This is a genomic window from Caulobacter sp. 10L414 (assembly GCF_056395525.1).
This window is the reverse complement of record NZ_JBFTJR010000002.1, coordinates 39,997-63,270: the sequence shown is the minus strand read 5'-3', so window position 1 is coordinate 63,270 and position 23,274 is coordinate 39,997. Positions and strand designations below refer to the sequence as shown.

Genomic DNA, 23,274 nt, shown 5'->3' with positions numbered 1-23,274 from the left:
GCAACGACGTAGCGCAACGCGCTACATAGTACTGGACAGGCGTAGCGCAACGCGCTACATTTTATGGCGACACGGATGATCCGGAGTTGGAAAAGCGACGCCGCCAGGGCTGTGTTCCTGGGCCAGACGCCCAAGGGGTTTCCTGCCGATCTGGTGCGGCGGACACGCAGGCTGCTCGCCCAGCTGAACGCCGTCACGGATGTCGCGCAGATGCGGATTCCGCCGGGCAATCGCCTGCACGCGTTGAGCGGCGACCGGGCGGGCGAATGGTCGGTCAGCGTCAACGACCAGTTCCGCATCACTTTTCGCTGGGGCGCGGACGGGCCTGAGGATGTCTGGTTCGGCGACTATCATTGAGGACACGCAACGATGAGCGCCACCTTCCTCGACCTCGACTTCGTCACCCCCCTGCCTCATCCGGGCGAGATCCTGCGTGAAGACTTCATGGCCCCCTTGGGCCTGACCGCCGGGGCGCTGGCCAAGGCCATGGGCCTGAAGGATCGCACGCGGATCGAGCGTCTCGCCCGCGAGACCCAGCCCGTGACCCCCGACACCGCTCTGCGGCTGGAGCGCGTGCTAGGCATGAACGCCCAGTTCTGGATGAACCTGCAGGTCCAGCACGACCTGTCGAAGGCGGTGATAGAGCGCCGCGCCGACCTGGAAGCGATCGCGCCCCTCACCGCCGCCTGACGGTTCGCCGGACGACGGCCAGCCCCGCCCTGGCCCCTCAGGCCTCGTTCCAGGACAGGCTGGCGTTGCGGGCCACCTTGACCGGGCGCGGGATCGGCGGCGGCACGGTGGCGGGCCAGCGGGCGCCGAGGAAGCGGTCCTTGCCCAGCCAGGCCAGCGACACGCTGTCGGACTGGTTGCCGCCCAGGATGCGGAAGGCGCCGGTGTCGTCCTCGCCGGCGTAGAAACCGACATGGCCCTTGCCGCTGGTCCGGCTCTCCCGCCAGAACACCATCACCGCCCCCGGCGTCGGCGCGATCGGGATCCCAAACCGCTCCCAGGCCCTGGCCGACAGCAGGCTGGAGGGCGTGGCCTCGCGGTCGAGGGTGCTGCTGACGCAGTGGCCGACGAAGAGGCCGCACCAGGGGATGTCGTCGCCGGTGTAGCTGTTCTTCAGCCCCTGCTCGGTGGCCCAGTCGAGGATCTCCGGATTGTTGCCGGCCCCGGGCTTCTCGCGCGTGCCGATCAGGCGGCGCGCCTCCTGGAACCACACCAGGCTGGGATCGTCGAAGCCGGTCAGCGACGACGGCGTCGGGGCGGCCGCGGCCGGCGCTCCCTGGAACAGGGCCGCCAGGGTCAGGGGCCCGACCACGCCGTCGGCCTCCAGCCCGTGCCGGCTCTGAAACCGGCGGACGGCGGCGATGGTCTGCCGCCCCCAGATGCCGTCGATCGGCCCTGGCGTGTAGCCGCGCGCGGCCAGTTGCTGCTGGATGTCCTTGATCTTCATGACCCGGCCCTTCCTTGAGGAACGCCGGTATCGGAAGCGCACGCATCACGGCGAGTCAACCGATAGTGGCATTCACGGAATTACCCGGTCATATTGTGTCGACGGGACGACGGAAACGGACGCCGCTCAGGCTCAGCCCGGCAGCCGCATCACCGCCCGCAGCCCGCCCATCGGCGAGCGCTCCAGCACGAGATCGCCGCCCAGCCCGCGGGCCATGTCGCGGGCCAGGGCCAGGCCCAGGCCGACCCCCTTCTCGTTCTGGTTCCGCGACTCGTCGAGGCGGTTGAAGGGCTTGAAGGCCTCTTCGTAGCGGTCCTCGGGAATGCCCGGCCCGTCGTCGTCGACCACGATGTTGACCCCGCCGGTCAGCCGCGCCTCCAGCGTCACGCGGACGGTGTCGCCGTGGGCGGCGGCGTTGTCGACCAGGTTGGCCAGGGCCCGCTTGAAGGCGCTGGGCCGCAGGTTGGCGGTCAGGTCCTGCTCCAGCACGGTCTCGACCCGCGCCCCGCCGCGCTCGGCCGCCGCGCAGACCCCGGCGATCAGCGGCGCCAGTTCGACCGCCTGCAGGGCCTCGCCGCCCTCGCCGCGCGCGAAGGCCAGGTACTCGTCGATCATGTGCTCCATTTCGGAGAGATCGCGCTTGATGGCCTCGACCTGCGGCCCCGGCTCGGAGAGCGCCATCTCCAGCTTCAGCCGGGTCAGCGGCGTGCGCAGGTCGTGGCTGACGCTGGCCAGCAGGGCCGTGCGCTGCTCGATGTGGCGCTGGATGCGGGCCTTCATGGCCAGGAAGGCCTGGGCCGCCTGGCGCACCTCGCGCGCGCCGTGCGGCTTGAACTCGGGGTCCAGCCCCCGCCCGAAGGCGTCGGCGGCGTCGGCCAGGCGCTCGATGGCCCGCACCTGGTTACGGATGAACAGGATGGCGATCGCGGTCAGCAGCATGGTCGCCACCACCATCCACAGGATGAAGATGTGCCCCTGGGTGGCGAAGGCGCGATCGCGCGGCGCGTAGATCCGCAGCGTGCCTTCCTTGACCTTCACCTGGATCTGCACGTGGGCGGTGTAGCGGTCCGAGGCGTCGAACCAGAAGGGCTCGTCCAGCCGCTCCTCCAGGGCCCGCTGCATCGAGCGGTCGAGCGAGGCGAACATGGCCGGCCGCTTGCCCGTGGGCAGCTCGCGCCCCCTCAGCAGCGCGATCGACAGGTCCATGGTGTCTTCGGCCCGCTGGGCCATGCGGTCGACGGCGGCGGGGCTGGGATCGTCCTGATAGGTGGCCACGGCCCAGGCGATGTCGCCGGCCAAACCTTCGGACAGGCGGCTGTTCACCGTCTCCCAGTGGGCGTCGAAGAAGCCCCAGGTGACGGCGATCTGCATCACCGCCACCGGCAGGACGATGATCAGCAGGCTGCGGCCGAACAGCGAGGTCGGCAGCCAGCGCTTGATCTGGCGGGGAATGAACAGGCGGGTGCGCAGGCGCATCAGCGGGCGAGCCCCCTCCGGCCCTTCGGGCCACCTCCCCCAGAGGGGGAGGATCTATCCGTGCGGATGCTCCCCTTCTGGGGGAGCTGTCGCGGAGCGACTGAGGGGGTTTTTCCCATCAATCCGGCGCCAGCCGATAGCCCACGCCCCGGACGGTCTGCAGGTACCTCGGGTTCTTGGGGTCGGGTTCGATCTTGCGGCGCAGGCGGGTGACCTGCACGTCGACCGCGCGCCCCGTGGCGTCGGCGGTGTCGCGGGCCAGTTCCAGGCGATCGACCGGCTCGTGCACGGCGCGGGCCAGGCGGCGCAGCAGGGCGACCTCGGCCTCGGTCAGGCGCACGGGCGCGCCACCGCGGGTCAGTTCGCCCCGATCCGGCAGGAAGGCGCAGTCGCCCATGACGATCTCCTGCGGCCCCATCGGCTTGGGCGCGGCGCGACGCAGGATCGACTCGATGCGCAGCAACAGTTCCTGCGGCTCGAACGGCTTGGCCAGGTAGTCGTCGGCGCCGTGCGTCAGACCCTCGATGCGGTCACCGGTGGTGTCGCGCGCGGTCAGCATCAGGATCGGCATGCGGCCGACCTCGCCGCCCTTGGCCCGCACGCGCTTGGTGAAGGAAAACCCGTCCTCGCCCGGCATCATCACGTCGAGCACCAGGAGGTCGAAGTCCATGACCCCGATCAGGCGATCGGCGTGGGCGGCGTCGGCCGCGGCGCTGACCCGAAAGCCGGCGCGGCTGAGGAACTGCTTGAGCAGGTCGCGGATGCGGTCGTCGTCGTCGACCACCAGCAGGTGGCGGTCGCGTCTTTCCTCGGGGCTCACAGCGCCTCCCTTCGATTGACGCCCACCCCTTGGCGCGGACCGGCCAGGGCCGCAAGGATCCTGCGCGCGCCCGGCACGCCGTCCAGCCCGCCCGTGCGATAGGCGCGCCCCAGGAGCGCCCGCAGCCGCTCGCTGACCCGGGCCTCGAAGGCCTTGCCGGCCTCGGTCAGCACCGCGGGCCGCCGACGCGCGTCCAGGTCGCCGGCCGCCTTCTCGGCCAGGCCCAACCGCTGCAGGTCCGACAGGGTCTTGCTGGCGGCCTGTTTCGACAGGCTGGTCAGCTTCGACAGGTCCTGCACGCCGATGCCCGGACGCCGCCGCAGCAGGAACGCCGCCCGCCAGTGCGACCGGCCAAGGCCCGGGCCTTCGGTCTCGAGCACGCCGTCGACCGCCGCCCACAGCGCCGCCTCGGCCAGGAGAATCAACTCCAGGCCGCCGTCGAGCTCCTCCTCGCGCAGGATCAGGCGGGGATCAGCGTGTGGCGTCATGCGAGGGTGTCCATTTCGTTTGACCTTCGGGCTCCTCGGGCGTCTAAGGACCGGGTTCCAAATAAGGAGGTCTTGGACCGATGTCTCTCGTTCCCTTCGATGATCGCGACGGATGGATCTGGCTGGACGGCCAGTTCGTTCCCTGGCGCGAGGCGAAGGTGCACGTACTGACGCACGGCCTGCACTACGCCTCGTCGGTGTTCGAGGGCGAGCGCATGTACGGCGGCGAGATCTTCAAGCTGACCGAGCATACCGAGCGCCTGTTCAAGTCGGCGGAAATCCTCGATTTCGAGATCCCCTACACGGTGGCCGAGATCGACGAGGCCTGCAAGGCGACCGCCGCCAAGAACGGCCTGTCCGACTGCTACCTGCGCCCGATCGCCTGGCGCGGCAGCGAGATGATCGGCGTTTCGGCGCAGCAGACCAAGATCCACGTGGCGATCGCCGTGTGGGATTGGCCCAGCTATTTCGACCCGGCGCTGAAGGCCAAGGGCATCCGCCTGACCTGGGCCAAGTACAACCGCCCCGATCCGAAGACGGCCCCCGTCGCCGCCAAGGCCGCCGGCCTCTACATGATCTGCACCATCTCCAAGCACGCCGCGGAGAAGGACGGCTACACCGACGCGATGATGCTGGACTACCGCGGCTACGTGGCCGAGGCGACCGGCGCCAACGTGTTCTTCGTCAAGGACGGCGTGCTGCACACGCCCAAGCCCGACTGCTTCCTGGACGGCATCACCCGCCGCACGGTGATCGAGATCGCCAAGGGCAAGGGGATCGAGGTGGTCGAGCGCCACATCGAAAAGCAGGAGCTGGCCGACTTCACCGAATGCTTCATCGTCGGCACCGCCGCCGAGGTGACCCCGGTGGCCGAGATCGGCGAGTTCACCTTCACGCCCGGCAAGCTGTCGCTGGACCTGATGGACGCCTACGCGGCCCTGGTGCGCCGCGAAGAGGTCGTGCCGGCCTAAGGCCTGGTTCGGACTGTTGATCTGAAGACCCCGGGGCGCAAACGCTCCGGGGTTTTTCTTTGGGCGAGCCGCCTTCGGACGCTGCGCCTTCAAGGAACCTCCCCCTCTGGGGGAGGCGGCCGAAGGCCGGCGGGGGGCCGTTTTCAGCTTCCGGAACGTTGGGAGGACCGCAAAACTCCCCCCACCGATCGCTGCGCGATCGCCTCCCCCACAGGGGGAGGTTCCTCAAGCCGATCAGTCCGTCACCCCCACCGTCGCCACCAGCCAGCCGCCGCCCCAGGGCGTGTTGACCACCGCCTCGTCGCGAACCTGGCCCATGGCCTTCAGACGTCGCCACAGTCGCAGGGGCTTGAGCGACAGCCACATGGTCAGGCCCACCGCCCCGCCGGGCGCCAGCATGGCGCGGTAGTGGTCGATCAACGGTTCGACCTCGCCCAGGTGCTCGATGCACTCGGAGAACACCACCACGTCGAAGGTCTCGTCGACGGCGAAGGCGCGGCCGTCGCCCAGCAGCATCTCGACCTGGCCCGAGGCGATCTCGGCCGACAGGCGCTTTTGCCCCATCGCCACCGCCGGCTCGGAGAAGTCGACGCCCACATAGCGGGCGGGGCGGTGATTGCGCAGGGCCTCGAAGAACACCCCCTCGCCGGCGCCGATCTCGAGCACGCGGGGGCTGGGCCAGCGGTCGGCGATCATGGCGGCCAGCAGGCGGTGATGGTGGCGTTGGTCGGAGCGGTGCAGGCGGTCGTAGACCCCGTCGCGATACTCCTGGTCCCAGCGCTCGACCGGAGCCGCGCGGAAGGCCTCGCCCTTGCGCTTCTCCATCAGGTCGCCCAGCCACGGACGATCCAGCGACGCCATCTCGATGAAGCGCCGCCAGCGCAGATAGACCATGACTTTCCCCAGAGCGGGGACCGTCCCCGACGCAGGCGATGATGGCGGGGGGAAAGCTTGGCCACAAGGCGCCAGGCCTTCTCCTACCCCGCGACCCGCGCCTCGATCTCTTCCAGGCGCGCGCGGGTGGCGACGAGGTCGAGGCCGAACCGGGCCGGATCGGCGGCGGCCAGGCGCGCGGTGACGTCGTAGCTCTCGCGATACAGATCCAGCGCCCGCATGCGGTGGCCACGGTCCTCGCGCAGGTCGGCCAGCCGCTCCAGCGCCACCGACAGCGCCCGCTGCGCGCCGGGATCGGCGGCTTCGCGACCGCCGGGCGAGCGACGCAGGGCCAGCGCCTCCTCGAAGGCCGACAGCGCCTCGTTCAGGCGTCCCTCGGCCTCGGCCGTGTCGCCCACCCCGGCCAGCGCGCCGGCCAGCAGCTCGTCCGCCGTCGGATCGTTCGGCGCGGCCTTCCTGACCATGCGGGCGTAGGACACGGCTTCCTCATAGGCCTCGGCGGCGTCGTCGTGCCGCCCCTGCGCGGCGGCGAAGTCGCCCAGGTCGCGATAGGCGGTCGTCCGCTCACGGTCGGTTTCAGCGGCGCGGACCAGTCTGGCCAGGACCCGGGCCGCCGGGTTCCAGGCCTCCGAGCCGCACAGCGCCAGCATCTCGGCGCGCAGGATCTCGAATTCGGTGGCCCCGACAGGTGCGGCGGGCGCGGGCGCGCTGGCCGGAGCTTGAGCCGGGGCCGGCGCGGCTTGAACGGTGGAAGCGGTCGTCATGACGGGCGCCGTCATAGCCGGAATCGCCGCCGCCGGCTCGGGCCCGCCCATGTCGAAGGGTTTGGTCAGGGAACGCTCGCCCCCGCGAGCGCTCCCCTTCCTGCGTCGCGTCCCCCGACGCGACGTCCCCATGCGGGGTATCAGGGCGGCGACGAGAAGGATTCCCCCCAACGTCATCGCCGCCCAACCGGCGGTCGTCCGATGCGGCTCGAACGGGCCGAGATCCCAGCCGACGGCCCACGTCCCCAGCGTGCCCAGGCCTGAGATCACATATCCCGACGTCGCCAGGATCAGCCCCAAGATGATCCCTACGATGCGAGCCAGCATGTCGCCCCCTCCACGACGCACTTCCGCCAGGGGCGGAAAGTCATAGGACCGGGCGACCGGCGTCGAGCATACTCGCCTGCCAGGGGAACGTTGATAACCTGGAAGACGCCCGCGCGGGCGCCGAGGCGCGTTCCTGCCTCTAAATCAACCACGTGCGCGGCCTGGGATAGGCCTCGCCGCGCACCAGGAAGGCGATTCCGGCGATGCACCGGACGATGAACCAGATGCTGATCGCCGAGATGATCGCCACCCCCGCGATGATCATCGGCACACCGATCAGCACCAGCGACAGCGGGATGCCGAACAGCACCAGCGCCCCGCCGACCAGGAACCAGGCGATCGACAGCCAGAAGGTGCGAATCGCGAAGGTGTAGTGGCTCTCATTGATCGGCCCGGCCTGGCCGCGCTGCACATAGGCCACGATCAGGCCGATGAAGAAGGTCAGGCCGTTGCTGAAGCCCAGCAGGTAGAGGCCGTAGACCACGGCCGGGACGATCTTGTCCTCGGAGTGGCGTTCGACGGCGGGAGCAAGGTCGGTCATCGGTCCTCAGAGCATCCAGTTGCGGGGCGTCGGATAGGCCTGGCCCTTCAGCAGCCACGACAGGCCGATGATCGCGCGCACGGTCACCCAGATGCCGATGCCAGCCAGGATCAGAAGGCCGATGCCCAGGAACGCGGTCGCAAAGCCGATGACCCCGAACAGCAGCGACAGCCAGAAGGTGCGGATCTGGAAGACGTAGTGGCTCTGCAGCCATTCCGGCGCCGCGCCCTTGGAGACATAGGCCAGGATCAGGCCGATGATCGCCGACACCCCGCCCGTCACCCAGCCGCCGATGTAGCAGGCATAGACGATGATCGGCATGGTCTTGTCGTCCTGCAGGGCGGGCGGGACGGCGGGATCGGGCTGGACGTCGGTCACGGTGTTCCTGGCTTGAAAAGCGATGTTTCGCGGATGCTCGCCAAAAACGCGCGGCGATGCAAATGAAGCTTCCGAAAGGGAAGGCTCGCCCGCGCCCCTCGCCTAGGGCAGCCAGCGCCTGGGCAGGTCGTGGGGATCCAGCGCCTCGCCCCTGGGCAGCCACGGCAGGGCCGCGAAGATCAGCAGCAGCAGGAACACCATCCGGGCGGCCAGGCCGATGGCCATGTCGCGCATCGACGACGAGATCGCCAGCATCAGAAGCGTCAGCGCGCCCGCCGCCAGCAGGCCGACGACCAGGGTCGTGGCGTCGCGCAGCTTGAAGCCGGCGGTCTCGAAACGGGCGCGGGGCGAAAGGTCGGCGCCGACCGCGGCGATCGCCCGCGCCAGCAGGGCGAAGCTCTCCAGCCGGTCGTCATAGAGGCCCGGACCGCGCCAGCTCTGCGAGGCGATGGCCACGCGCTGGCGGCCGAAGCTCAGCATCAGGGCGCGCTGGCGGCCGCCGCCGCGCGGCATGGCCAGGCGAAAGCGGCGCAGATGCGAAAGCTCGAAACGGCGTTCACGCCCGCCGCGGCGCTCCACCAGCGTCCCGCCCTCCAGGCTCCAGGCCGTCTCGGGCTGGAACGGGGCCAGGCGGGCGCTGTGGGAAAGTTCGCTCACCCGCGGACGGCGGTGATCTCGACGCCGGCGGCGGCGGCGTGGGGGGCCAGGGCCAGGGGCTTTTCGACCCGCACCCGGGCGCGGGTGACGCGATGGTCGTCGAAACAGGCCTGGGCCAGGCGCTCGGCGAAGGTCTCGACCAGGTCGATATGGCCGGCGGCCGCGATGTCCTGGGCGGCGGTGCGGATGGTCTCGTAGTTGACCGTGTCGCCCAGTTCCTCGCAGTGGCTGGCGGCCACGTCGAGCTCGACGTCGATGACCAGCGGCTGCACGCGGCCGTGCTCGTGGTCGTAGACGCCGATCTGGGCCTCGACCTTGAGGCCGCGCACGAAGACCTTGGTCACGATGACCTTGGCGAGAACGGGCGCCGGGAACGGCGTTTCGGAGAGGGGGGAGGCGGACAAGGGCGGGGGCCTTCAGGAACCGAGGACGTCGGGCGTGCGCCAGGCCAGATGCTGGCCGCCGTCGACCGCGATCATCTGGCCCGTGACCGACGGCGCGTCAATGAGATAGCGCATCGCCGCGGCCAGTTCGGCCGGATCGACGGACCCGCCCAGGGGCGTGGCGGCGGCCTCAGCCTCGAACTCGCCGGGGGCCTGGTGGATGGACGCCAGCACCGGTCCTGGGCCGATGGCGTTGACGCGGATGGCCGGCGCCAGGTCCTGGGCCAGGGTGCGCGTGACCCACCAGAGCCCTGCCTTGGAGACGCTGTAGCTGAAGAACTGCGGATTGGGCTTGAGGACGCGCTGGTCGACCAGATTGACCACCAGTCCCTTGCGCCCCCCGGGCAGGGCCGCGGCGAAGGCCTGGGCCAGCAGCACCGGCGCGCGCAGGTTGGCGTCCATGTGCCGGTTCCAGCTGTCGGCGGTCAGGTCGGCGATGCGGTCATCCTCGAAGGTCGAGGCCGAATTGACCAGCAGGGTCAGCGGCCCGATCGCCTCGGCCGCCGCCCCGACCAGGGTCGCGCCGATGTCCGGATCGGCGAGCTCGCCCTGGATGGCGACCGCCCGGCGGCCCAGCGCCGCGATCTCGGCCACCACCGCCTCGGCCTCGTCCCGCGCGGTGCGGTAGTGCACCGCCACGTCATAGCCCGCCCGCGCCGCCTCCAGCGCCAGCACCCGCCCGATCCTGCGCCCCGCGCCGGTGACGAGCGCGCCGCCGCGCGGGGATGGGGAGAGGGAAAAGCTGGACATCCAGCCTTCCTACTTCGCCGGCCTCTCCACCGCCAGCGGCCGCACCTTGCCGACCAGTTCGACCAGGAACTTGCCGGGCTCTTCGTGCGGAGGCAGGTGGGCGGAGTTTTCGAACCACACCAGCTGCTTCTTCGGCGCCTTCAGGCGGCCCAGCCACGGCTCGATCACCGACGAGGGCGTGGTGATGTCGCGGCGCCCCAGGAACATGAAGACCGGGAACTTGGTCGCCGCGATCTTCGTGTGATCCACAGCGGTCATGTCGGGCAGCAGGGCCGGCACCGACAGCTGGCCGCCCTGGTCGATGGCCAGCCGGTCGGCGTAGTCGTAGAGCGGCGACAGGCGCGCGGCGCGGAAATAGAAGTCAGCGTTGTCGCGATAGGCGGCCAGCCCACCGTAGGCCATCACCCACTTGCGCACGACATTGACCTTGGCGAACGGGATCTCGCCGTCGCCGGGATAGGGGGCGACGGCCTTCAGTTCGGCCAGGGCCGTCTCGTCCTTGCGCTCGGCGGCGATCTTCAGCAGCGCCTCGTACTGGGCGGCCTCGTTGGCGCGCAGGGCGAAGAGCGGCCCGACGCCCACATAGGCGGCGACCAGGTCGGGCCGCGCCATGGCCGCGTCCAGGGCGATGACGTTGCCCCACGAGTGGCCGAGCAGGATCACCTTGCGCGCGCCCACGCGGGCCCGCACGTCGTCGATCAGCGCCAGCAGGTCCTTGGTCATCTGGGCCCGCGACAGGTGGGCGCGGTTGGCCGCCTCGCCGCCCGAGCGCAGGGTCTTGCCCGCCCCCGGCTGGTCCCATTGCACGACGGTGAACCAGTCCTCCCAGCCCTGCTGGTAGGGCCAGGACCGGCCCATCTCGGTCGCGCCCGGACCGCCGTGGACGTAGATGATCACGGGGTTGGCCTTGTCGGCTCCGCGGATCGAGACCCACTGCGGCAGGCCGTTCAGGTCCACCTGCTCCAGCACCTGGATCCCGTTCGGAGCCACGATCTTCTGGCGGTCGGCGATCATCGCCCGGGCGGTGGCGTAATGCGCTTCGGTCGGGGGCGGCGCGTTCGGGTCTTGGGCGAGGGCGGGACCGGCCAGCAGGGCGGCGGCGGCGACGGCGAGCGCCGGCAGGCGATGGAACATGGGCGACTCTCCGGCGCAAAGGACCAGCGCCCCGTTTAGCCGCCCGCGGCCGCTTCGGCGACCCGCGTCGCACGAACGACGGTCACACCGGCTGCCTGATTTGACAGCAGCGCTGCCTTACCTATGATGTCGTCACCATGTATCGCATCGAATTCTTCAATCGCGAACAGCACAGGGCGGGCCACCTCATCGCAGGAGCCTAGTCCCGAGCCCCTATCGACGCGTGTGCGCCGGGCTCGGGACGAAAACCACATCGACAACAGCGTTGCGCAAGACTTCGACACATAACCGGTCGAGGTCCAGAAAACTTGCGCCCCTACCCCAATTACTACGGCGCGCGGCCAAGGCCGCGACGCCGCGCCATGCCGCATGGCCAAACGCCAGGAGCGCCTTCATGCCCGCCTCCCCGCCCCTCTCTCCACGCGCCGCCCCGGGGGCGGCCAAGCGCGACCCGCGCCCGCCGATCACCGTCTGCGCGGCGGACTACGACGCCCTCGCCGCCCTGATCGCACACCCCAGCGCAGCACCCGGCCAGGCGCTGCTGGCGGTGGAGCTGGAACGCGCCGCCGTGGTCGAGGGCAGGCCCGCCGCCGACCGCGTGCGCCTGGGCTCGGAGGTCGACTATCACGACCTCGACCGCGACCGGGTGCGCACCATCCGCCTGGCCCTGCCCCAGGAGGCCAGCATCGACGAACGCCGCGTGTCAGTCACCGCCCCGATCGGCGCGGCCCTGCTGGGCCTCAAACCCCGCCAGCGCTTTTCCTGGACCGAAGCCGGCGGCCGGACGCGAACCATCCTGGTGCTGGCGGTGCGCAATGACGGCTGACGACGTGCTGGGCCCCTGCCCCAGTCCCGGCCACGGCGTGGGCGCGGCCGCCGCGGCCGCCCTGCTGGCCGCCGCCGACCATGTGGACCAGGCCGCCTCAGGCGCTTCGCCGCGCGAGGCCGCCACGCGGCTGTCGCTGCACGCCGAGGACCTGGCCCACTCGCCCGTGGCCCGCGACCAGCTGCTCAGCCGCGCCCTGGAGCTGGCGGCGGGCGATCTCGCCGAGGGTCGCCGCCCCCTGTCGCACTGGCCGCTGTTCTTCGCCGAGGACCTGTCGCCGTCGCTGGAAGCCCGCGAGGACGTTCGCGCCTGGGTGCTGGCCGGCGCCGATCCGATGCTGGCCGACGGCGAGGCGGTGGCCGAGGCCGTCGAGGCCCGGGCCGTGCGCGACCTGGGCGACGCCTTCGAGACGGCGCGCGGCCTCACCCGGCGCCTGCGCATCGAGGCCTGGCTGCAGCTGGCTTTGTGGGACGATCCCCGCATCCCGGCCAACGCCGAGACCCGCTTCCTGATGCGCGCCGGCGGCCGGCGGCTGATGGCGCGGGTCGGGGACTAGAAGCAGCGCGGCGGGGAACCGCCGCGCGGACCGGATCAGTCGATGCGGCCGAACTCGAAGGCGTTGAGGCCGACGATGACGCCCAGGAAGATGGCGATGATCAGGATCGCGAGCATGTTGGCGCCGCTCCGGCTTGGTTGTTGTTTCCTCGCCTCCGGCTTTAGCGGCCAATGTTCGGCGGAGCAAGGCCTGCCGCCCGGCGTCGAAGCAGCCTAGTCTGGCGCCCATGCTCTGGCGCCGAAAAGTCGAACCCTACACCCGCCCCTTCGTCTACGCCTGGTTCCGCATGAGCCGGGGGCTGACCCTGGGCGTGCGCGGCCTGGCCACCGACGCCGAGGGCCGCGTGCTGATGATCCAGCACACCTACGTCCCCGGCTGGTACCTGCCGGGCGGCGGGGTCGAGCGCGGCGAGGTCGCCGAGACCGCTCTCGTGCGCGAGATGCAGGAAGAGGCCGGCGTGCGCGTCATCGGCCGCCCCACCCTGCTGTCGATCCACAGCAACGAGCCGCGCCACCCGGGCGACCACGTGCTGGTCTACCGCATCCACGCCTGGGAGCCGTGCCAGGCTGCCGAGCAGGGCKAGATCCACGAGATCGGCTGGTTCCACCCCGACGCCCTGCCCGACGACGTCACCGACGCCACCCGCCAACGCATCGCCGAAGCCCTGAAGGGCGCCGAAATCGACCCGATGTGGTGAGAAGCGCCAATCCGCGAGCTGTTTCGAATATTGCGTTTATTGCGTTTAAGGCGTATAAGCTCGTCTCACTCGGGAGCAGAGAATGACCACGCCTGCATTCGCCCAAGAGCTTGGCGATAGGCTTCCGTCGGCCGACGAGCGCGCCGCCGCCAATCAACTCCGCAAGATCCTCGCCGCACAGGCCGTGGGTGATGACGAGACCCGCCTGCGGCTGCTTCAGGAAGACAAATCGACCTCCGAGGTCGTCCTCACGCCCGGCCTGTCGCGGCTATTGATGGAGGTGCTGCGCCACGTCGGTCGTGGCGACGCGGTCACGCTCGTCCCCGTCGGCCAGATGCTGACCACCCAGCAGGCGGCCGACATTCTGAACGTCTCTCGCCCCTATTTCATTGGCCTGCTCGACAGGAATGAGATCCCGCATACGCTCGTCGGTCGCCATAGACGGATCAAGGCCGAGCATCTGTTCGCCTACAAGCGCGAACGGGACACCAAGCGCGCCTCCGCGCTCTCCGAGCTGGCGGCCTTGGATGGTGAGCATCTCTGACAGATGTTCGCCAATCGCTTCACCGCCCTGGTCGACGCCTGTTGCCTGGCCGGGGCGTTGAAGCGAAACCTCCTGCTCACGCTCGCCGAAGCGGAGTTTTTTCGACTTCGCTGGTCAACGCGCATTCTCGACGAGGCCGAGAGGGCGATAACCCGCATCTTGACCGCCAAGGGCGTGGTCGACGCCGACGAACACGCCGGCCGCGCCCGTAGGAACATGCAGACCGCATTCGAAGAAGCCGACGTCGGGGACTACAGCGCCATGCTGCCGGCCTGCATGGGTCTGCCCGACCCAAACGACCTCCATGTCCTGGCCGCTGCGCTGAAGACCAGGGCAGCCATCATCGTCACTGACAACATCAAGGATTTCCCCGCATCGGTGCTTTCGCCGCTGAACCTGGAGGCCAGGTCGGCCGACGACTTCATCGCCGACACGGTCGCGCTGGACACGGGTCGCGCCGTCGCCGCCATAAGGCGGATGCGGGAACGCCTGCGTCGTCCGGAGAAGACGGCCGAAATCCTATTGCTCGACATGGAAGCCGAAGGGCTGACCGAAAGCGTCGACATCCTGCGCGCCCACGTCGCCTCGCTCTGAAACGCGCCGCATCCCCGCCCCGCGACTTTGAGCACAATCCGTGCTAAGCGCCCGCCCAACGAAATTCACGAGAGTTCCATGGCCCTGAAAGTCGCCATCGTCGGCCTGCCCAACGTCGGCAAGTCCACCCTGTTCAACGCCCTGACCCAGACGGCGTCGGCCCAGGCCGCCAACTATCCGTTCTGCACCATCGAGCCGAACACCGGCGACGTGGCCGTGCCGGAAGCGCGCCTGAACGCGCTGGCCGCCATCGCCGGTTCGAAGGAAATCATCCCGGCCCGCATCAACTTCGTCGACGTCGCCGGCCTGGTGCGCGGCGCCTCCAAGGGCGAAGGCCTGGGCAACCAGTTCCTGGCCAACATCCGCGACTGCGACGCCGTGGCCTTCGTGGCGCGCTGCTTCGAAGACGGCGACATCACCCACGTCGAAGGCCGCATCGACCCGATCGCCGATCTCGAGATCATCGAGATGGAGCTGATGCTGGCCGACCTGGAAAGCCTGGAAAAGCGCCTGCCCAACGTCGAGAAGCGCGCCAAGAGCGGCGGCGACAAGGAAATGATCGCCACCCTACGCCTGATCAACCTGGCGCTGGAGCAACTGCGCGCCGGTCGTCCGGCCCGCGCCGCCCAGATCGACAAGGAAGACGCCAAGGCCTGGGCCATGCTGCAGCTCCTGACCTCGCTGCCGGCCCTCTATGTCTGCAACGTCGACGAAGGCAGCGCCGACAAGGGCAACAAGTTCTCCGACCTGGTGGCCGAACGCGCCAAGCAGGACAACGCCAAGAGCGTGGTCATCTCGGCCCAGATCGAGAGCGAGATCGCCCTGCTGGACGAGGCCGAGCGCACCGAGTTCCTCGAAACCCTGGGCCTGGAAGAGCCGGGCCTGAACCGCCTGATCCGCGAGGCCTACAAGCTGCTGGGCCTGCAGACCTACTTCACGGTCGGCCCCAAGGAAGCCCGCGCCTGGACGATTCCCGTGGGTGCCACCGGCCCGCAGGCCGCCGGCGTGATCCACACCGACTTCGAGAAAGGCTTCATCCGCGCCGAGACCATCGCCTATGACGACTACGTCAAGCTGAACGGCGAAGCCGGCGCGAAGGAAGCCGGCAAGATGCGTTCGGAAGGCAAGGAGTACGTCGTCAAGGACGGCGACGTGATGCACTTCCGCTTCAACGTCTGATCGCAGGCTTGAAATAGATCGCCGCCTGGCCGAGCTTGCCCGCCTCAGCGTGGGGAGTTCGGCCAGGTCGTGGCTTCGTGGATCATCGGGGGCGCGCTGGCGCTCCTCCTGTCTTCGCCGCAGGAAACCCTGACGCCCGCGCCCCGGCCGACCGGCGGCGAGGCGGTCCACGCCCTCAAGGCGGACGGCCCGCTGACCGTGCGCCCGGCCGGCCGCGCCGCCGTCGGCGACGCCCTGGTCGCCCGGCCCGTACGCCTCGCGTTCACCGGCGTTCTCAGCCAAGACGTGCTGCGCGACGGGCGCGTGGCCCTGCCGGCCGGAACGCGCGTCATCGGCGTCCGCCAGTCCTTCTCCAGCGTGGCCACGACCCGCCAGCAGCGCCGCCTGGGCCAGATGGGCCAGGTGCACCATGGCGGCAACCAGACGATCTGGTGCGCCGCGACGCCCGCGCCGTCGAAGGACGCAACAGCCTGCCTGCCCTTCGTCAACGGCGTGGTGCGCTGGGTCGAGGCCTCGCCGCCGCACTACCCGATCATCCGCCGCTTCACCCCCAAGGCGCCGCTGGCGGGGCCCGTGCTGGTCGAGCCCGGCCCGATCGAGGGCCTGGCGCCCCTGCGCTTCACCATCGCCTTCGCCGGATGGACCCCCGAGGGGGCGGCCATCGACCTCAAGGTCGAAAGCGACGGCCGCCCGCCGGCCACCCGGCGACGAACCCTGGTCCGCGGCCCGGACGGCGCCGCCACGCTGGAAGCGCTGGGCGGACGCCTGCGGCTGATCCCCGTCGCGGCCGACGCTAACGTGGCCGACATCGAGATCGTCATCCCGCCCTCGGCGACCGCCGATCCGGAGTTCTGAACGTGCGCGCCCTGCTGCTCGCGGCGATGATGCTCGTCCTGGCCGGCTGCGGCGTGGCCACGGCCCAGCCACCGGCGATCGAAGGTTCGGTCGATCGCATCGTCATCGAGAAGGCCGCCCACCGCATGCGCCTCTACGCCGGCCAAAGGCTGGTGCGGACCTATGCGGTCTCGCTGGGCGGCGGGGGCTTGGCGCCGAAGACCCGGCAGGGCGACCGGCGCACGCCGGAAGGCGACTACCGCATCACCGGCCGCAACCCCAACAGCCGCTTCCACCTGGCCTTGCGGATCGGCTACCCGACCCCGGCCCAGACGGCCGCCGCTCGCGCCCGGGGCGTCGACCCCGGCGGCGACATCATGATCCACGGCCTGCCCAACGGCCGCGGCGCCCTTTCGGCGCTCTACAAGGGCCGAGACTGGACCGACGGCTGCATAGCCGTCACGGACCCGGAGATAGAAGAGGTCTGGAAACTTGTGCGCGACGGCGCGCGGGTGAGGATCGAGCCATGACCGACATTACCGACGCCGGCCCGCTGGTCGCGCGCCGCGACTGGCGCAAGGCCGTGATCAGCTCGGCGATCATGCTGTTGATCGCCGCCGCATGGATGGGCTGGCGCGCCGCGCAGGGCGACCATCCGCCCTGGATCGTGCTGGGCCTGGCGGCCGCCTGGTGCGTGATCGGCGTCCCCTTGCTGATCCGGGACCGCGTCCCGCGCCTGATCATCGCCGGCGAAGGTCTCAGCTGGCGCGAGACGCGCAAGGACCCGCTCTATTTCCTGCCCTGGTCCCGCATCCTGTCGGCCAGGTACGAAGACCGCGGCGAGGACGGGCACGTGCTGAGCCTGACCCTGACCCCGCCGCCGGTCGTCGAGCAGCAGGCCTCCGACCGCACCGGCCCCTTCACCGTGGACATCGAGGTCGGCGGCCTGGACCTGTCGCGCACCGCCCTGCAGGCCGCCATCCGCAGGCGGGCGCCGCACCTGTTGGGCCGCAAGCCGCGAAACGCGGCCTGAGGGACCCACCCGGCTGTCGAACTTCAGCGACGGCGCGCCTTGACCGAAAAGGCGGCGCGGTTCTGGATGCGCGCGCCTGAACAAGACGCCGGAGCCCTCCCATGGCCGACACCCTCACCCTGACCTCCGCCATCGACGGCTTTGCGTTCTCCGCCCTGAGCGTGCAGCCGCAGGGGCCGCGCAAGGGCGGGGTGGTGGTGATCCAGGAGATCTTCGGCCTGGACCAGTACGTGCAGGCCGACCTCGCGCGCTGGGCGGCGCGCGGCTACGAGGCGATCGCGCCGTCGCTGTTCGACCGCGTCACCCCCGGCTATGTCGCCGAACATGACCCCGAAGGCTTCCAGAACGGCGTCGCCGCCGTCGGCCAGGTGGGCATGCCGGCCATGCTGTCGGACATCCAGGCCTGCATCGACGCCCTGAAGAACAAGGGCCCGGTGTTCGCCGTCGGCTACTGCATGGGCGGATCGCTGGTGTGGCTGGCGGCCTCGAAGCTGGAAGGCCTGGCCGCCGGCTCCAGCTATTACGGCAGCCAGGTGCGGGCCAATGCGGCCCTGCCCCTGCACTGCCCGGTGATCGTCCATCTGGGCGCCAAGGACGCCCACATCGACGCCGAGGCGACCAAGGCGGCGATCTGGACCTCCCACCCCGACGCGCCGGTCTATGTCTACGAAGCCAGCGGCCACGGCTTCAACAACGACGGCCGCCCCGACAGCGACCTGGCCGACGCCGAACTGGCCCGCGAGCGCACCGTGGCGCTGTTCGAGGAAGTCGCCGCCTCCCAGGAAGGCGCCGGCGCATGACCGCCGCCGGAACCCGCATCGCCCTGTGCGACCGCGACGGCGGCCCGCTGTCGGCCTTCCACGTCCAGCCCGGCGAGGCCCGGCGCGGCGGTCTGGTGATCCTGCACGCCATCTGGGGGATCACCCCGCACATCCGCGAGTTCAGCGAAAGCCTGGCCGAGCACGGCTACGAGGTGATCGCCCCCAACCTGCTGGACAGCGCCGACGCCCCCTGGCCCGACCAGAACACCGAGCCCGCGATCCTCGACCAGCGCATGGCGCTGGGCGAGCAGGCCGGCTGGGGCGCGGCCTGCGTGCCGCGCGTGCAGGCCGCCATCGACGCGCTGGAGGGCCCGGTCTTCGTCATGGGCTTCTGCTTTGGCGGCACGACCGCCTGGCTGGCCTCGACCCGCGCCCACGGCGTGACGGCGGTCTCGTGCTTCTACGGCGGCGACATCGTCCGCTATCGCAACGAGACGCCGAAGGTCCCGACCATCCTGCACTTCGGCAAGACCGACGAGATGATCCCCCTCGCCGACGTGGCGGCGATCGAGGCGGCCCATCCCGACCTGCCGATCCACCAGTACGACGCCGGCCACGCCTTCGTCGCCCCCAGCGGCCACCACCCCGACAGCGCCCGCCTGTCGATGCTRCGCACCCTGCAGCTCTTCCAGCGCTCGGGCGGAAGCAAGGGCGAGGCGTAGGGGCGGCAGGACGCGCGCTTGGAAATCCTGCTGTTCTGCTGCGCGGTGGCCCTGGGGCTGGTCGTCGCGGCCGTCGAAATCTTTCGCGGCCTGAAGCGGCTCTCGCGGATCGCCGTCTGGTAGGTGATCCTGATGACGGTGTGCGCCGCCGTTTCGGTCGATCAATGGCCTCGCATGGGGGCGTTTGAGCTCGCCGCCTCCGCCTTGGGCTGCATTATCGTCATGACCCTGATGATCGGCGGCGCGGCCCTGCGTGAGCGCTTCATATCGAGCCTCTCGGCACGAACGAGCCCCTCCTCGTCCAGGAGCCGCGCTGCGGCCCAACGCGCGAAGCTCGATCCGGATTGTTGAGCGCTGCTCAACACCCCGTGCACCTTGGGGCGGCTAATGCGTCCTGCCCGTCCCTGTTACGCTTCACCGTTTTCGCTGGGCCGACACCCGCGACGAAACCGCCCGCGCGTCCGGCCGCTTTACCCGCGGACCCTTGGCGCGTGGAGGACCGGAGGATGGGATGGCGATACTCGACGACCTTCAGCTTTCCAGGCGCGAAGTGATGGCGACCGGCGCGGCCGTGGGCGTCGCGGCGGCTCCGGGCATGGCCTCGGCCGCGCCCGCCGAACAACCCACGCTGATGAAGGTGTCCTTCACGGTCAACGGCCAGCGCCAGACCCTGGAGCTGGACACCCGCACCACCCTGCTGGACGCCCTGCGCGAGCACCTGAAGCTGACCGGCAGCAAGAAGGGCTGCGACCACGGCCAGTGCGGCGCCTGCACAGTCATCGTCGACGGCCGGCGGATCAATTCCTGCCTGTCGCTGGCGGTGATGCACGAGGGCGACGAGGTCACCACGATCGAGGGCCTGGGCGGCCCGGAGAAGCTGCACCCGCTGCAGGCGGCCTTCGTCAAGCACGACGGCTACCAGTGCGGCTACTGCACGCCGGGCCAGATCTGCTCGGCCAAGGCGGTGCTCGACGAGATCCGGGCCGGCGTGCCCAGCCACGTCACCGCCGACCTGACGGCCAAGGTCGAGTTCAGCCAGGCCGAGCTGCGCGAGCGCATGAGCGGCAACATCTGTCGCTGCGGCGCCTACTCAAACATCGTCGAGGCCGTGGCCGAAGTCGCCGGAGCAAAGGCATGAGGGCGTTTTCCTACGAGCGCGCCAAGAGCCCGCGCGAAGCCGCCGCGGCGCTGGCCGCCGACCCGGCCGCCCGCTTCATCGCCGGCGGCACCAACCTGCTCGACCTGATGAAGCTGGAGATCGAGACGCCCGCGCGGCTGATCGACGTCAACGGCCTGAAGCTGGACGAGATCGCCCCGACCAAGGACGGCGGCCTGCGCATCGGAGCCCTGGTGCGCAACACCGACCTGGCGGCCGACAAGCGGGTGCGCAAGGACTACGGCGTGCTCTCGCGCGCCCTGCTGGCCGGCGCCTCCGGCCAGCTGCGCAACAAGGCCACCACCGCCGGCAACCTTCTGCAGCGCACCCGGTGCCCGTACTTCTACGACACCAACATGCCCTGCAATAAGCGCACGCCGGGCGCGGGCTGCTCGGCCATCGGCGGCTTCACGCGGACCCTCGCGGTGCTGGGCGCCAGCGAGGCCTGCATCGCCACCCATCCCAGCGACATGGCCGTGGCCCTGCGCGTGCTGGACGCCAGCGTCGAGACCGTCGGCCCGGACGGCGCCGAGCGCTCGATCCCGATCGCCGACTTCCACCGCCTGCCGGGCGAGACGCCCCACGTCGAAACCGCCCTGGCGCGCGGCGAACTGATCACCGCCGTCACCCTGCCCAAGCCGGTCGGCGGGGCTCACGCCTATCGCAAGGTGCGCGACCGGGCCTCCTACGCCTTCGCGCTCGTCTCGGTGGCCAGCGTGATCCACAAGGACGGCTCGGGACGGGTGGCCCTGGGCGGCGTCGCCCACAAGCCCTGGCGGGTGGAGGCGGCCGAGGCCGCCCTGCCGCGCGGCGCGAAAGCCGTCTCCGAGGGCCTGCTGGCCGGCGCCCGCACCACCAGCCAGAACGCCTTCAAGCTGACCCTGGCCGAGCGCGCGATCGGCGCGGCCGTCACCGAAGCGAGGGGCTGAGGCCATGAAGTTCGACACCCCCGCCACGACCAACCCGATCGACCAGATGAAGGTGGTCGGCAAGCCGGTCGACCGCATCGACGGGCCGATGAAGACCACCGGCCGCGCCCCCTACGCCTACGAGCGCCACGACGCGATCCCCGACATCGCCTACGGCTACGTGGTCGGCGCGGCGATCGCCAAGGGCCGGATCACGTCGATGGACCTCTCGCGCGCCAAGGCCGCGCCGGGGGTGCTGGCGATCGTCACCGCCGCCGAAGCCGGCAAGCTGGCCAAGGGCGACTTCAACACCGCCATGCTGCTGGGCGGGCCGGAGATCCAGCACTACCACCAGGCCATCGCCGTGGTGGTCGCCGAAACCTTCGAGCAGGCCCGCGCCGCCGCAGGCCTGGTGAAGGCGGACTACGAGCGCGCCAAGGGGACGTTCGACCTGGCCTCGGCCAAGGACGGCGCGACCAAGCCCAAGGACGGCGGGCCCGACAGCGCCTTCGGCGACTTCGACGCCGCCTTCGCCGCCGCGCCGGTGAAGCTGGACGAGCACTACGCCACGCCCGACCACGCCCATGCGATGATGGAGCCGCACGCCAGCATCGCCGCCTGGAAGGGCGACAAGCTGAGCCTGTGGACCTCGAACCAGATGATCGCCTGGGGGGCCGGCGACGTCGCCAAGACCCTGGGGATCCCGCGCGAGAACGTGCGGCTGATGTCGCCGTTCATCGGCGGCGGCTTCGGCGGCAAGCTGTTCGTGCGGGCCGACGCCATCCTGGCGGCCCTGGGCGCCAAGGCGGCGGGACGGCCGGTGAAGCTGGCCCTGCCCCGGCCCTTCATGTTCAACAACACCACCCACCGGCCCGCGACGCTGCAGCGCATCCGCATCGGGACCGATCAGGCGGGCAAGATCCTGGCCATCGGCCACGAAAGCTGGTCGGGCGACCTGCCCGGCGGCGGCCCCGAGACGGCCGTGCAGCAGACCCGCCTGCTCTATGCGGGCGAGAACCGCATGACCAAGACCCGGCTGGCGGTGCTGGACCTGCCCGAGGGCAACGCCATGCGCGCCCCCGGAGAGGCGCCCGGCCTGATGGCCCTGGAAGTGGCCGTCGACGAGATGGCCGAGAAGCTGGGCATGGATCCCATCGACTTCCGCGTGCTCAACGACACCCAGGTCGATCCGGAAAAGCCCAGCCGGCCGTTCTCGCAGCGCAGGCTCAACGAGTGCCTGCGCACCGGCGCCGACAAGTTCGGCTGGAGCCGACGCGCCAAGACCCCAGGCCAGGCCCGCGACGGCCGCTGGCTGGTCGGCATGGGCGTGGCGGCGGCCTTCCGCAACAACCTCGTCATGAAGTCGGCCGCCCGCGTGCGGCTGGAGACCAGCGGCGTCGTCACCGTCGAGACCGACATGACCGACATCGGCACCGGCAGCTACACCATCATCGCCCAGACCGCGGCCGAGATGATGGGCGTGCCGCTGCACCGGGTGAACGTGCGCCTGGGCGACTCGTCGTTCCCGGTCTCGGCCGGTTCGGGCGGCCAGTGGGGCGCCAACAGCTCGACCGCCGGGGTCTACGCCGCCTGCATGAAGCTGCGCGAGGCGGTCGCCGGCAAGCTGGGCCTCGACCCGGCCAAGGCCGAGTTCGCCGACGGCCGCGTGAAGCTCGGCAACCAGAGCCTGCCGCTGGAAAAGGCCGCCGCCGAGGGCCCGGTCACCGCCGAGGACTTCATGGAGTACGGCGACCTCACCAAGACCCACCAGCAGTCGACCTTCGGCGCCCACTTCGTCGAGGTCGGCGTCGACGCCTGGACGGCCGAGATCCGCATCCGCCGGATGCTGGCCGTCTGCGCCGCAGGCCGGATCCTCAATCCGAAGTCGGCCCGCAGCCAGGTGATCGGGGCCATGGTCATGGGCGCCGGCGCGGCGCTGATGGAGGAGCTGGTCGTCGACAAGCGCATCGGCTTCTTCGCCAACCACGACCTGGCCGGCTACGAGGTGCCGGTGCACGCCGACATCCCGCACCAGGACGTGATCTTCCTCGACGAGACCGACCCGATGTCCTCGCCGATGAAGGCCAAGGGCGTGGGCGAACTGGGCATCTGCGGCGTCGGCGCGGCGGTGGCCAACGCCATCTACAACGCCACCGGCGTGCGGGTGCGCGAGTATCCGGTGACGCTGGACAAGCTGCTGGAGAAGATGCCGGTCCTGGCGTGAGGGGGGCGCGGAGCCCCCGCGCCATTGCTCCGAGTTTCCCCGCGAAGGCGGGGATCCAAGCGGGATCGGAAGGTTGGTCGCCGACACAGGTGAGCCTGAAAGTCAGCTTGGGTCCCCGCCTTCGCGGGGATTGAGCGAGCT

30 protein-coding genes are annotated in these 23,274 nt (G+C 70.3%); 18 read left to right on the top strand and 12 right to left on the bottom strand.

Features of this window, described 5'->3' with window-relative positions:
- Window positions 1–75 precede the first annotated feature (75 nt).
- Both AC1DCG_RS01075 and AC1DCG_RS01070 read left to right on the top strand, forming a co-directional pair.
- Window positions 76–357, top strand: a complete 282-nt coding sequence (locus AC1DCG_RS01075) for a type II toxin-antitoxin system RelE/ParE family toxin (RefSeq protein ID WP_477028363.1) — start codon at window positions 76–78, stop codon at window positions 355–357.
- 12 nt (window positions 358–369) lie between these two features.
- Window positions 370–690 carry a HigA family addiction module antitoxin gene (locus tag AC1DCG_RS01070; RefSeq protein ID WP_477028364.1) on the top strand — a complete coding sequence of 107 codons (321 nt, stop codon included), beginning with the start codon at window positions 370–372 and terminating at the stop codon, window positions 688–690.
- 37 nt (window positions 691–727) lie between these two features.
- Here AC1DCG_RS01070 and AC1DCG_RS01065 read toward each other — a convergent pair whose 3' ends face one another.
- From AC1DCG_RS01065 to AC1DCG_RS01050, 4 genes are all read right to left on the bottom strand, one after another.
- Window positions 728–1,456, bottom strand: coding sequence for an NlpC/P60 family protein (locus tag AC1DCG_RS01065; RefSeq protein ID WP_165261501.1), 729 nt, complete (start codon window positions 1,454–1,456; stop codon window positions 728–730).
- 132 nt (window positions 1,457–1,588) lie between these two features.
- Window positions 1,589–2,932: an ATP-binding protein gene (locus AC1DCG_RS01060; protein WP_165261499.1), complete on the bottom strand. Its 1,344-nt coding sequence runs from the start codon at window positions 2,930–2,932 to the stop codon at window positions 1,589–1,591.
- A gap of 118 nt (window positions 2,933–3,050) precedes the next feature.
- Window positions 3,051–3,752 carry a response regulator gene (locus tag AC1DCG_RS01055; protein WP_477028365.1) on the bottom strand — a complete coding sequence of 234 codons (702 nt, stop codon included), beginning with the start codon at window positions 3,750–3,752 and terminating at the stop codon, window positions 3,051–3,053.
- Entirely contained in the window at window positions 3,749–4,240 is a 492-nt protein-coding gene (locus AC1DCG_RS01050; protein WP_165261495.1) for a MarR family winged helix-turn-helix transcriptional regulator, read from the bottom strand. Before AC1DCG_RS01050 ends, AC1DCG_RS01055 begins: the two co-directional genes overlap by 4 nt.
- Before the next feature lie 80 nt (window positions 4,241–4,320).
- Here AC1DCG_RS01050 and AC1DCG_RS01045 point away from each other — a divergent pair, with 80 nt between their 5' ends.
- Window positions 4,321–5,211, top strand: coding sequence for a branched-chain amino acid aminotransferase (locus AC1DCG_RS01045; RefSeq protein ID WP_477028366.1), 891 nt, complete (start codon window positions 4,321–4,323; stop codon window positions 5,209–5,211).
- A 234-nt stretch (window positions 5,212–5,445) separates the two neighbouring features.
- On the opposite strand, the gene AC1DCG_RS01040 is transcribed toward AC1DCG_RS01045, so the two are convergent.
- From AC1DCG_RS01040 to AC1DCG_RS01005, 8 genes are all read right to left on the bottom strand, one after another.
- The gene (locus tag AC1DCG_RS01040; protein ID WP_477028367.1) at window positions 5,446–6,105 is read right to left on the bottom strand and encodes an SAM-dependent methyltransferase; all 660 of its coding nucleotides are present in this window, start codon (window positions 6,103–6,105) and stop codon (window positions 5,446–5,448) included.
- A gap of 83 nt (window positions 6,106–6,188) precedes the next feature.
- Window positions 6,189–7,196: a tetratricopeptide repeat protein gene (locus AC1DCG_RS01035; protein ID WP_477036882.1), complete on the bottom strand. Its 1,008-nt coding sequence runs from the start codon at window positions 7,194–7,196 to the stop codon at window positions 6,189–6,191.
- A gap of 139 nt (window positions 7,197–7,335) precedes the next feature.
- Window positions 7,336–7,737 carry a DUF4870 family protein gene (locus AC1DCG_RS01030; RefSeq protein WP_165261487.1) on the bottom strand — a complete coding sequence of 134 codons (402 nt, stop codon included), beginning with the start codon at window positions 7,735–7,737 and terminating at the stop codon, window positions 7,336–7,338.
- Between the two features lie 6 nt (window positions 7,738–7,743).
- Window positions 7,744–8,115, bottom strand: coding sequence for a hypothetical protein (locus AC1DCG_RS01025; protein WP_165261485.1), 372 nt, complete (start codon window positions 8,113–8,115; stop codon window positions 7,744–7,746).
- Between the two features lie 102 nt (window positions 8,116–8,217).
- Entirely contained in the window at window positions 8,218–8,772 is a 555-nt protein-coding gene (locus AC1DCG_RS01020) for a hypothetical protein (protein ID WP_477028369.1), read from the bottom strand.
- On the bottom strand, window positions 8,769–9,176 hold the full coding sequence (folB, locus tag AC1DCG_RS01015; protein WP_165261481.1) for a dihydroneopterin aldolase: 408 nt from the start codon (window positions 9,174–9,176) through the stop codon (window positions 8,769–8,771). The genes AC1DCG_RS01020 and folB overlap by 4 nt, the downstream gene beginning before the upstream one ends.
- Before the next feature lie 12 nt (window positions 9,177–9,188).
- Window positions 9,189–9,965 carry an SDR family oxidoreductase gene (locus AC1DCG_RS01010; RefSeq protein WP_477028370.1) on the bottom strand — a complete coding sequence of 259 codons (777 nt, stop codon included), beginning with the start codon at window positions 9,963–9,965 and terminating at the stop codon, window positions 9,189–9,191.
- 9 nt (window positions 9,966–9,974) lie between these two features.
- A complete protein-coding gene (locus tag AC1DCG_RS01005) occupies window positions 9,975–11,099 on the bottom strand; it encodes an alpha/beta fold hydrolase (protein ID WP_477028371.1) in 1,125 nt (374 codons plus the stop codon).
- Window positions 11,100–11,493: 394 nt separating this feature from the next.
- On the opposite strand from AC1DCG_RS01005, the gene AC1DCG_RS01000 reads away from it, so the two are divergent.
- The 15 genes from AC1DCG_RS01000 (at window position 11,494) to paoC (ending at window position 23,133) form a co-directional block, all read left to right on the top strand.
- On the top strand, window positions 11,494–11,925 hold the full coding sequence (locus AC1DCG_RS01000) for a GreA/GreB family elongation factor (protein ID WP_477028372.1): 432 nt from the start codon (window positions 11,494–11,496) through the stop codon (window positions 11,923–11,925).
- Complete coding sequence (locus AC1DCG_RS00995; RefSeq protein WP_477028373.1) at window positions 11,915–12,481, top strand: hypothetical protein; 567 nt, start codon at window positions 11,915–11,917, stop codon at window positions 12,479–12,481. Before AC1DCG_RS01000 ends, AC1DCG_RS00995 begins: the two co-directional genes overlap by 11 nt.
- 226 nt (window positions 12,482–12,707) lie before the next feature.
- Entirely contained in the window at window positions 12,708–13,178 is a 471-nt protein-coding gene (locus AC1DCG_RS00990) for an NUDIX domain-containing protein (protein ID WP_477041341.1), read from the top strand.
- Window positions 13,179–13,260: 82 nt separating this feature from the next.
- Window positions 13,261–13,722 carry a helix-turn-helix domain-containing protein gene (locus AC1DCG_RS00985; RefSeq protein WP_477028375.1) on the top strand — a complete coding sequence of 154 codons (462 nt, stop codon included), beginning with the start codon at window positions 13,261–13,263 and terminating at the stop codon, window positions 13,720–13,722.
- A 3-nt stretch (window positions 13,723–13,725) separates the two neighbouring features.
- A complete protein-coding gene (locus tag AC1DCG_RS00980; protein WP_477028376.1) occupies window positions 13,726–14,316 on the top strand; it encodes a PIN domain-containing protein in 591 nt (196 codons plus the stop codon).
- 78 nt (window positions 14,317–14,394) lie between these two features.
- On the top strand, window positions 14,395–15,495 hold the full coding sequence (gene ychF, locus AC1DCG_RS00975; RefSeq protein ID WP_165261465.1) for a redox-regulated ATPase YchF: 1,101 nt from the start codon (window positions 14,395–14,397) through the stop codon (window positions 15,493–15,495).
- Between the two features lie 69 nt (window positions 15,496–15,564).
- A complete protein-coding gene (locus AC1DCG_RS00970; RefSeq protein ID WP_477028377.1) occupies window positions 15,565–16,350 on the top strand; it encodes a hypothetical protein in 786 nt (261 codons plus the stop codon).
- A 2-nt stretch (window positions 16,351–16,352) separates the two neighbouring features.
- Window positions 16,353–16,859 (top strand): L,D-transpeptidase family protein, encoded by a 507-nt coding sequence (locus AC1DCG_RS00965; RefSeq protein ID WP_477028378.1) that lies wholly within the window; start codon window positions 16,353–16,355, stop codon window positions 16,857–16,859.
- Entirely contained in the window at window positions 16,856–17,362 is a 507-nt protein-coding gene (locus AC1DCG_RS00960) for a hypothetical protein (RefSeq protein WP_477028379.1), read from the top strand. Before AC1DCG_RS00965 ends, AC1DCG_RS00960 begins: the two co-directional genes overlap by 4 nt.
- A gap of 101 nt (window positions 17,363–17,463) precedes the next feature.
- Window positions 17,464–18,162, top strand: coding sequence for a dienelactone hydrolase family protein (locus AC1DCG_RS00955; protein ID WP_477028380.1), 699 nt, complete (start codon window positions 17,464–17,466; stop codon window positions 18,160–18,162).
- Complete coding sequence (locus tag AC1DCG_RS00950) at window positions 18,159–18,845, top strand: dienelactone hydrolase family protein (protein ID WP_477028381.1); 687 nt, start codon at window positions 18,159–18,161, stop codon at window positions 18,843–18,845. Before AC1DCG_RS00955 ends, AC1DCG_RS00950 begins: the two co-directional genes overlap by 4 nt.
- Before the next feature lie 123 nt (window positions 18,846–18,968).
- Window positions 18,969–19,196, top strand: coding sequence for a hypothetical protein (locus AC1DCG_RS00945; RefSeq protein ID WP_477028382.1), 228 nt, complete (start codon window positions 18,969–18,971; stop codon window positions 19,194–19,196).
- 160 nt (window positions 19,197–19,356) lie between these two features.
- Complete coding sequence (paoA, locus tag AC1DCG_RS00940; protein ID WP_477028383.1) at window positions 19,357–19,983, top strand: aldehyde dehydrogenase iron-sulfur subunit PaoA; 627 nt, start codon at window positions 19,357–19,359, stop codon at window positions 19,981–19,983.
- Window positions 19,980–20,930: an FAD binding domain-containing protein gene (locus AC1DCG_RS00935; RefSeq protein ID WP_477028384.1), complete on the top strand. Its 951-nt coding sequence runs from the start codon at window positions 19,980–19,982 to the stop codon at window positions 20,928–20,930. Before paoA ends, AC1DCG_RS00935 begins: the two co-directional genes overlap by 4 nt.
- Before the next feature lie 4 nt (window positions 20,931–20,934).
- Window positions 20,935–23,133, top strand: coding sequence for an aldehyde oxidoreductase molybdenum-binding subunit PaoC (gene paoC, locus AC1DCG_RS00930; RefSeq protein WP_477028385.1), 2,199 nt, complete (start codon window positions 20,935–20,937; stop codon window positions 23,131–23,133).
- Window positions 23,134–23,274 lie beyond the last annotated feature (141 nt).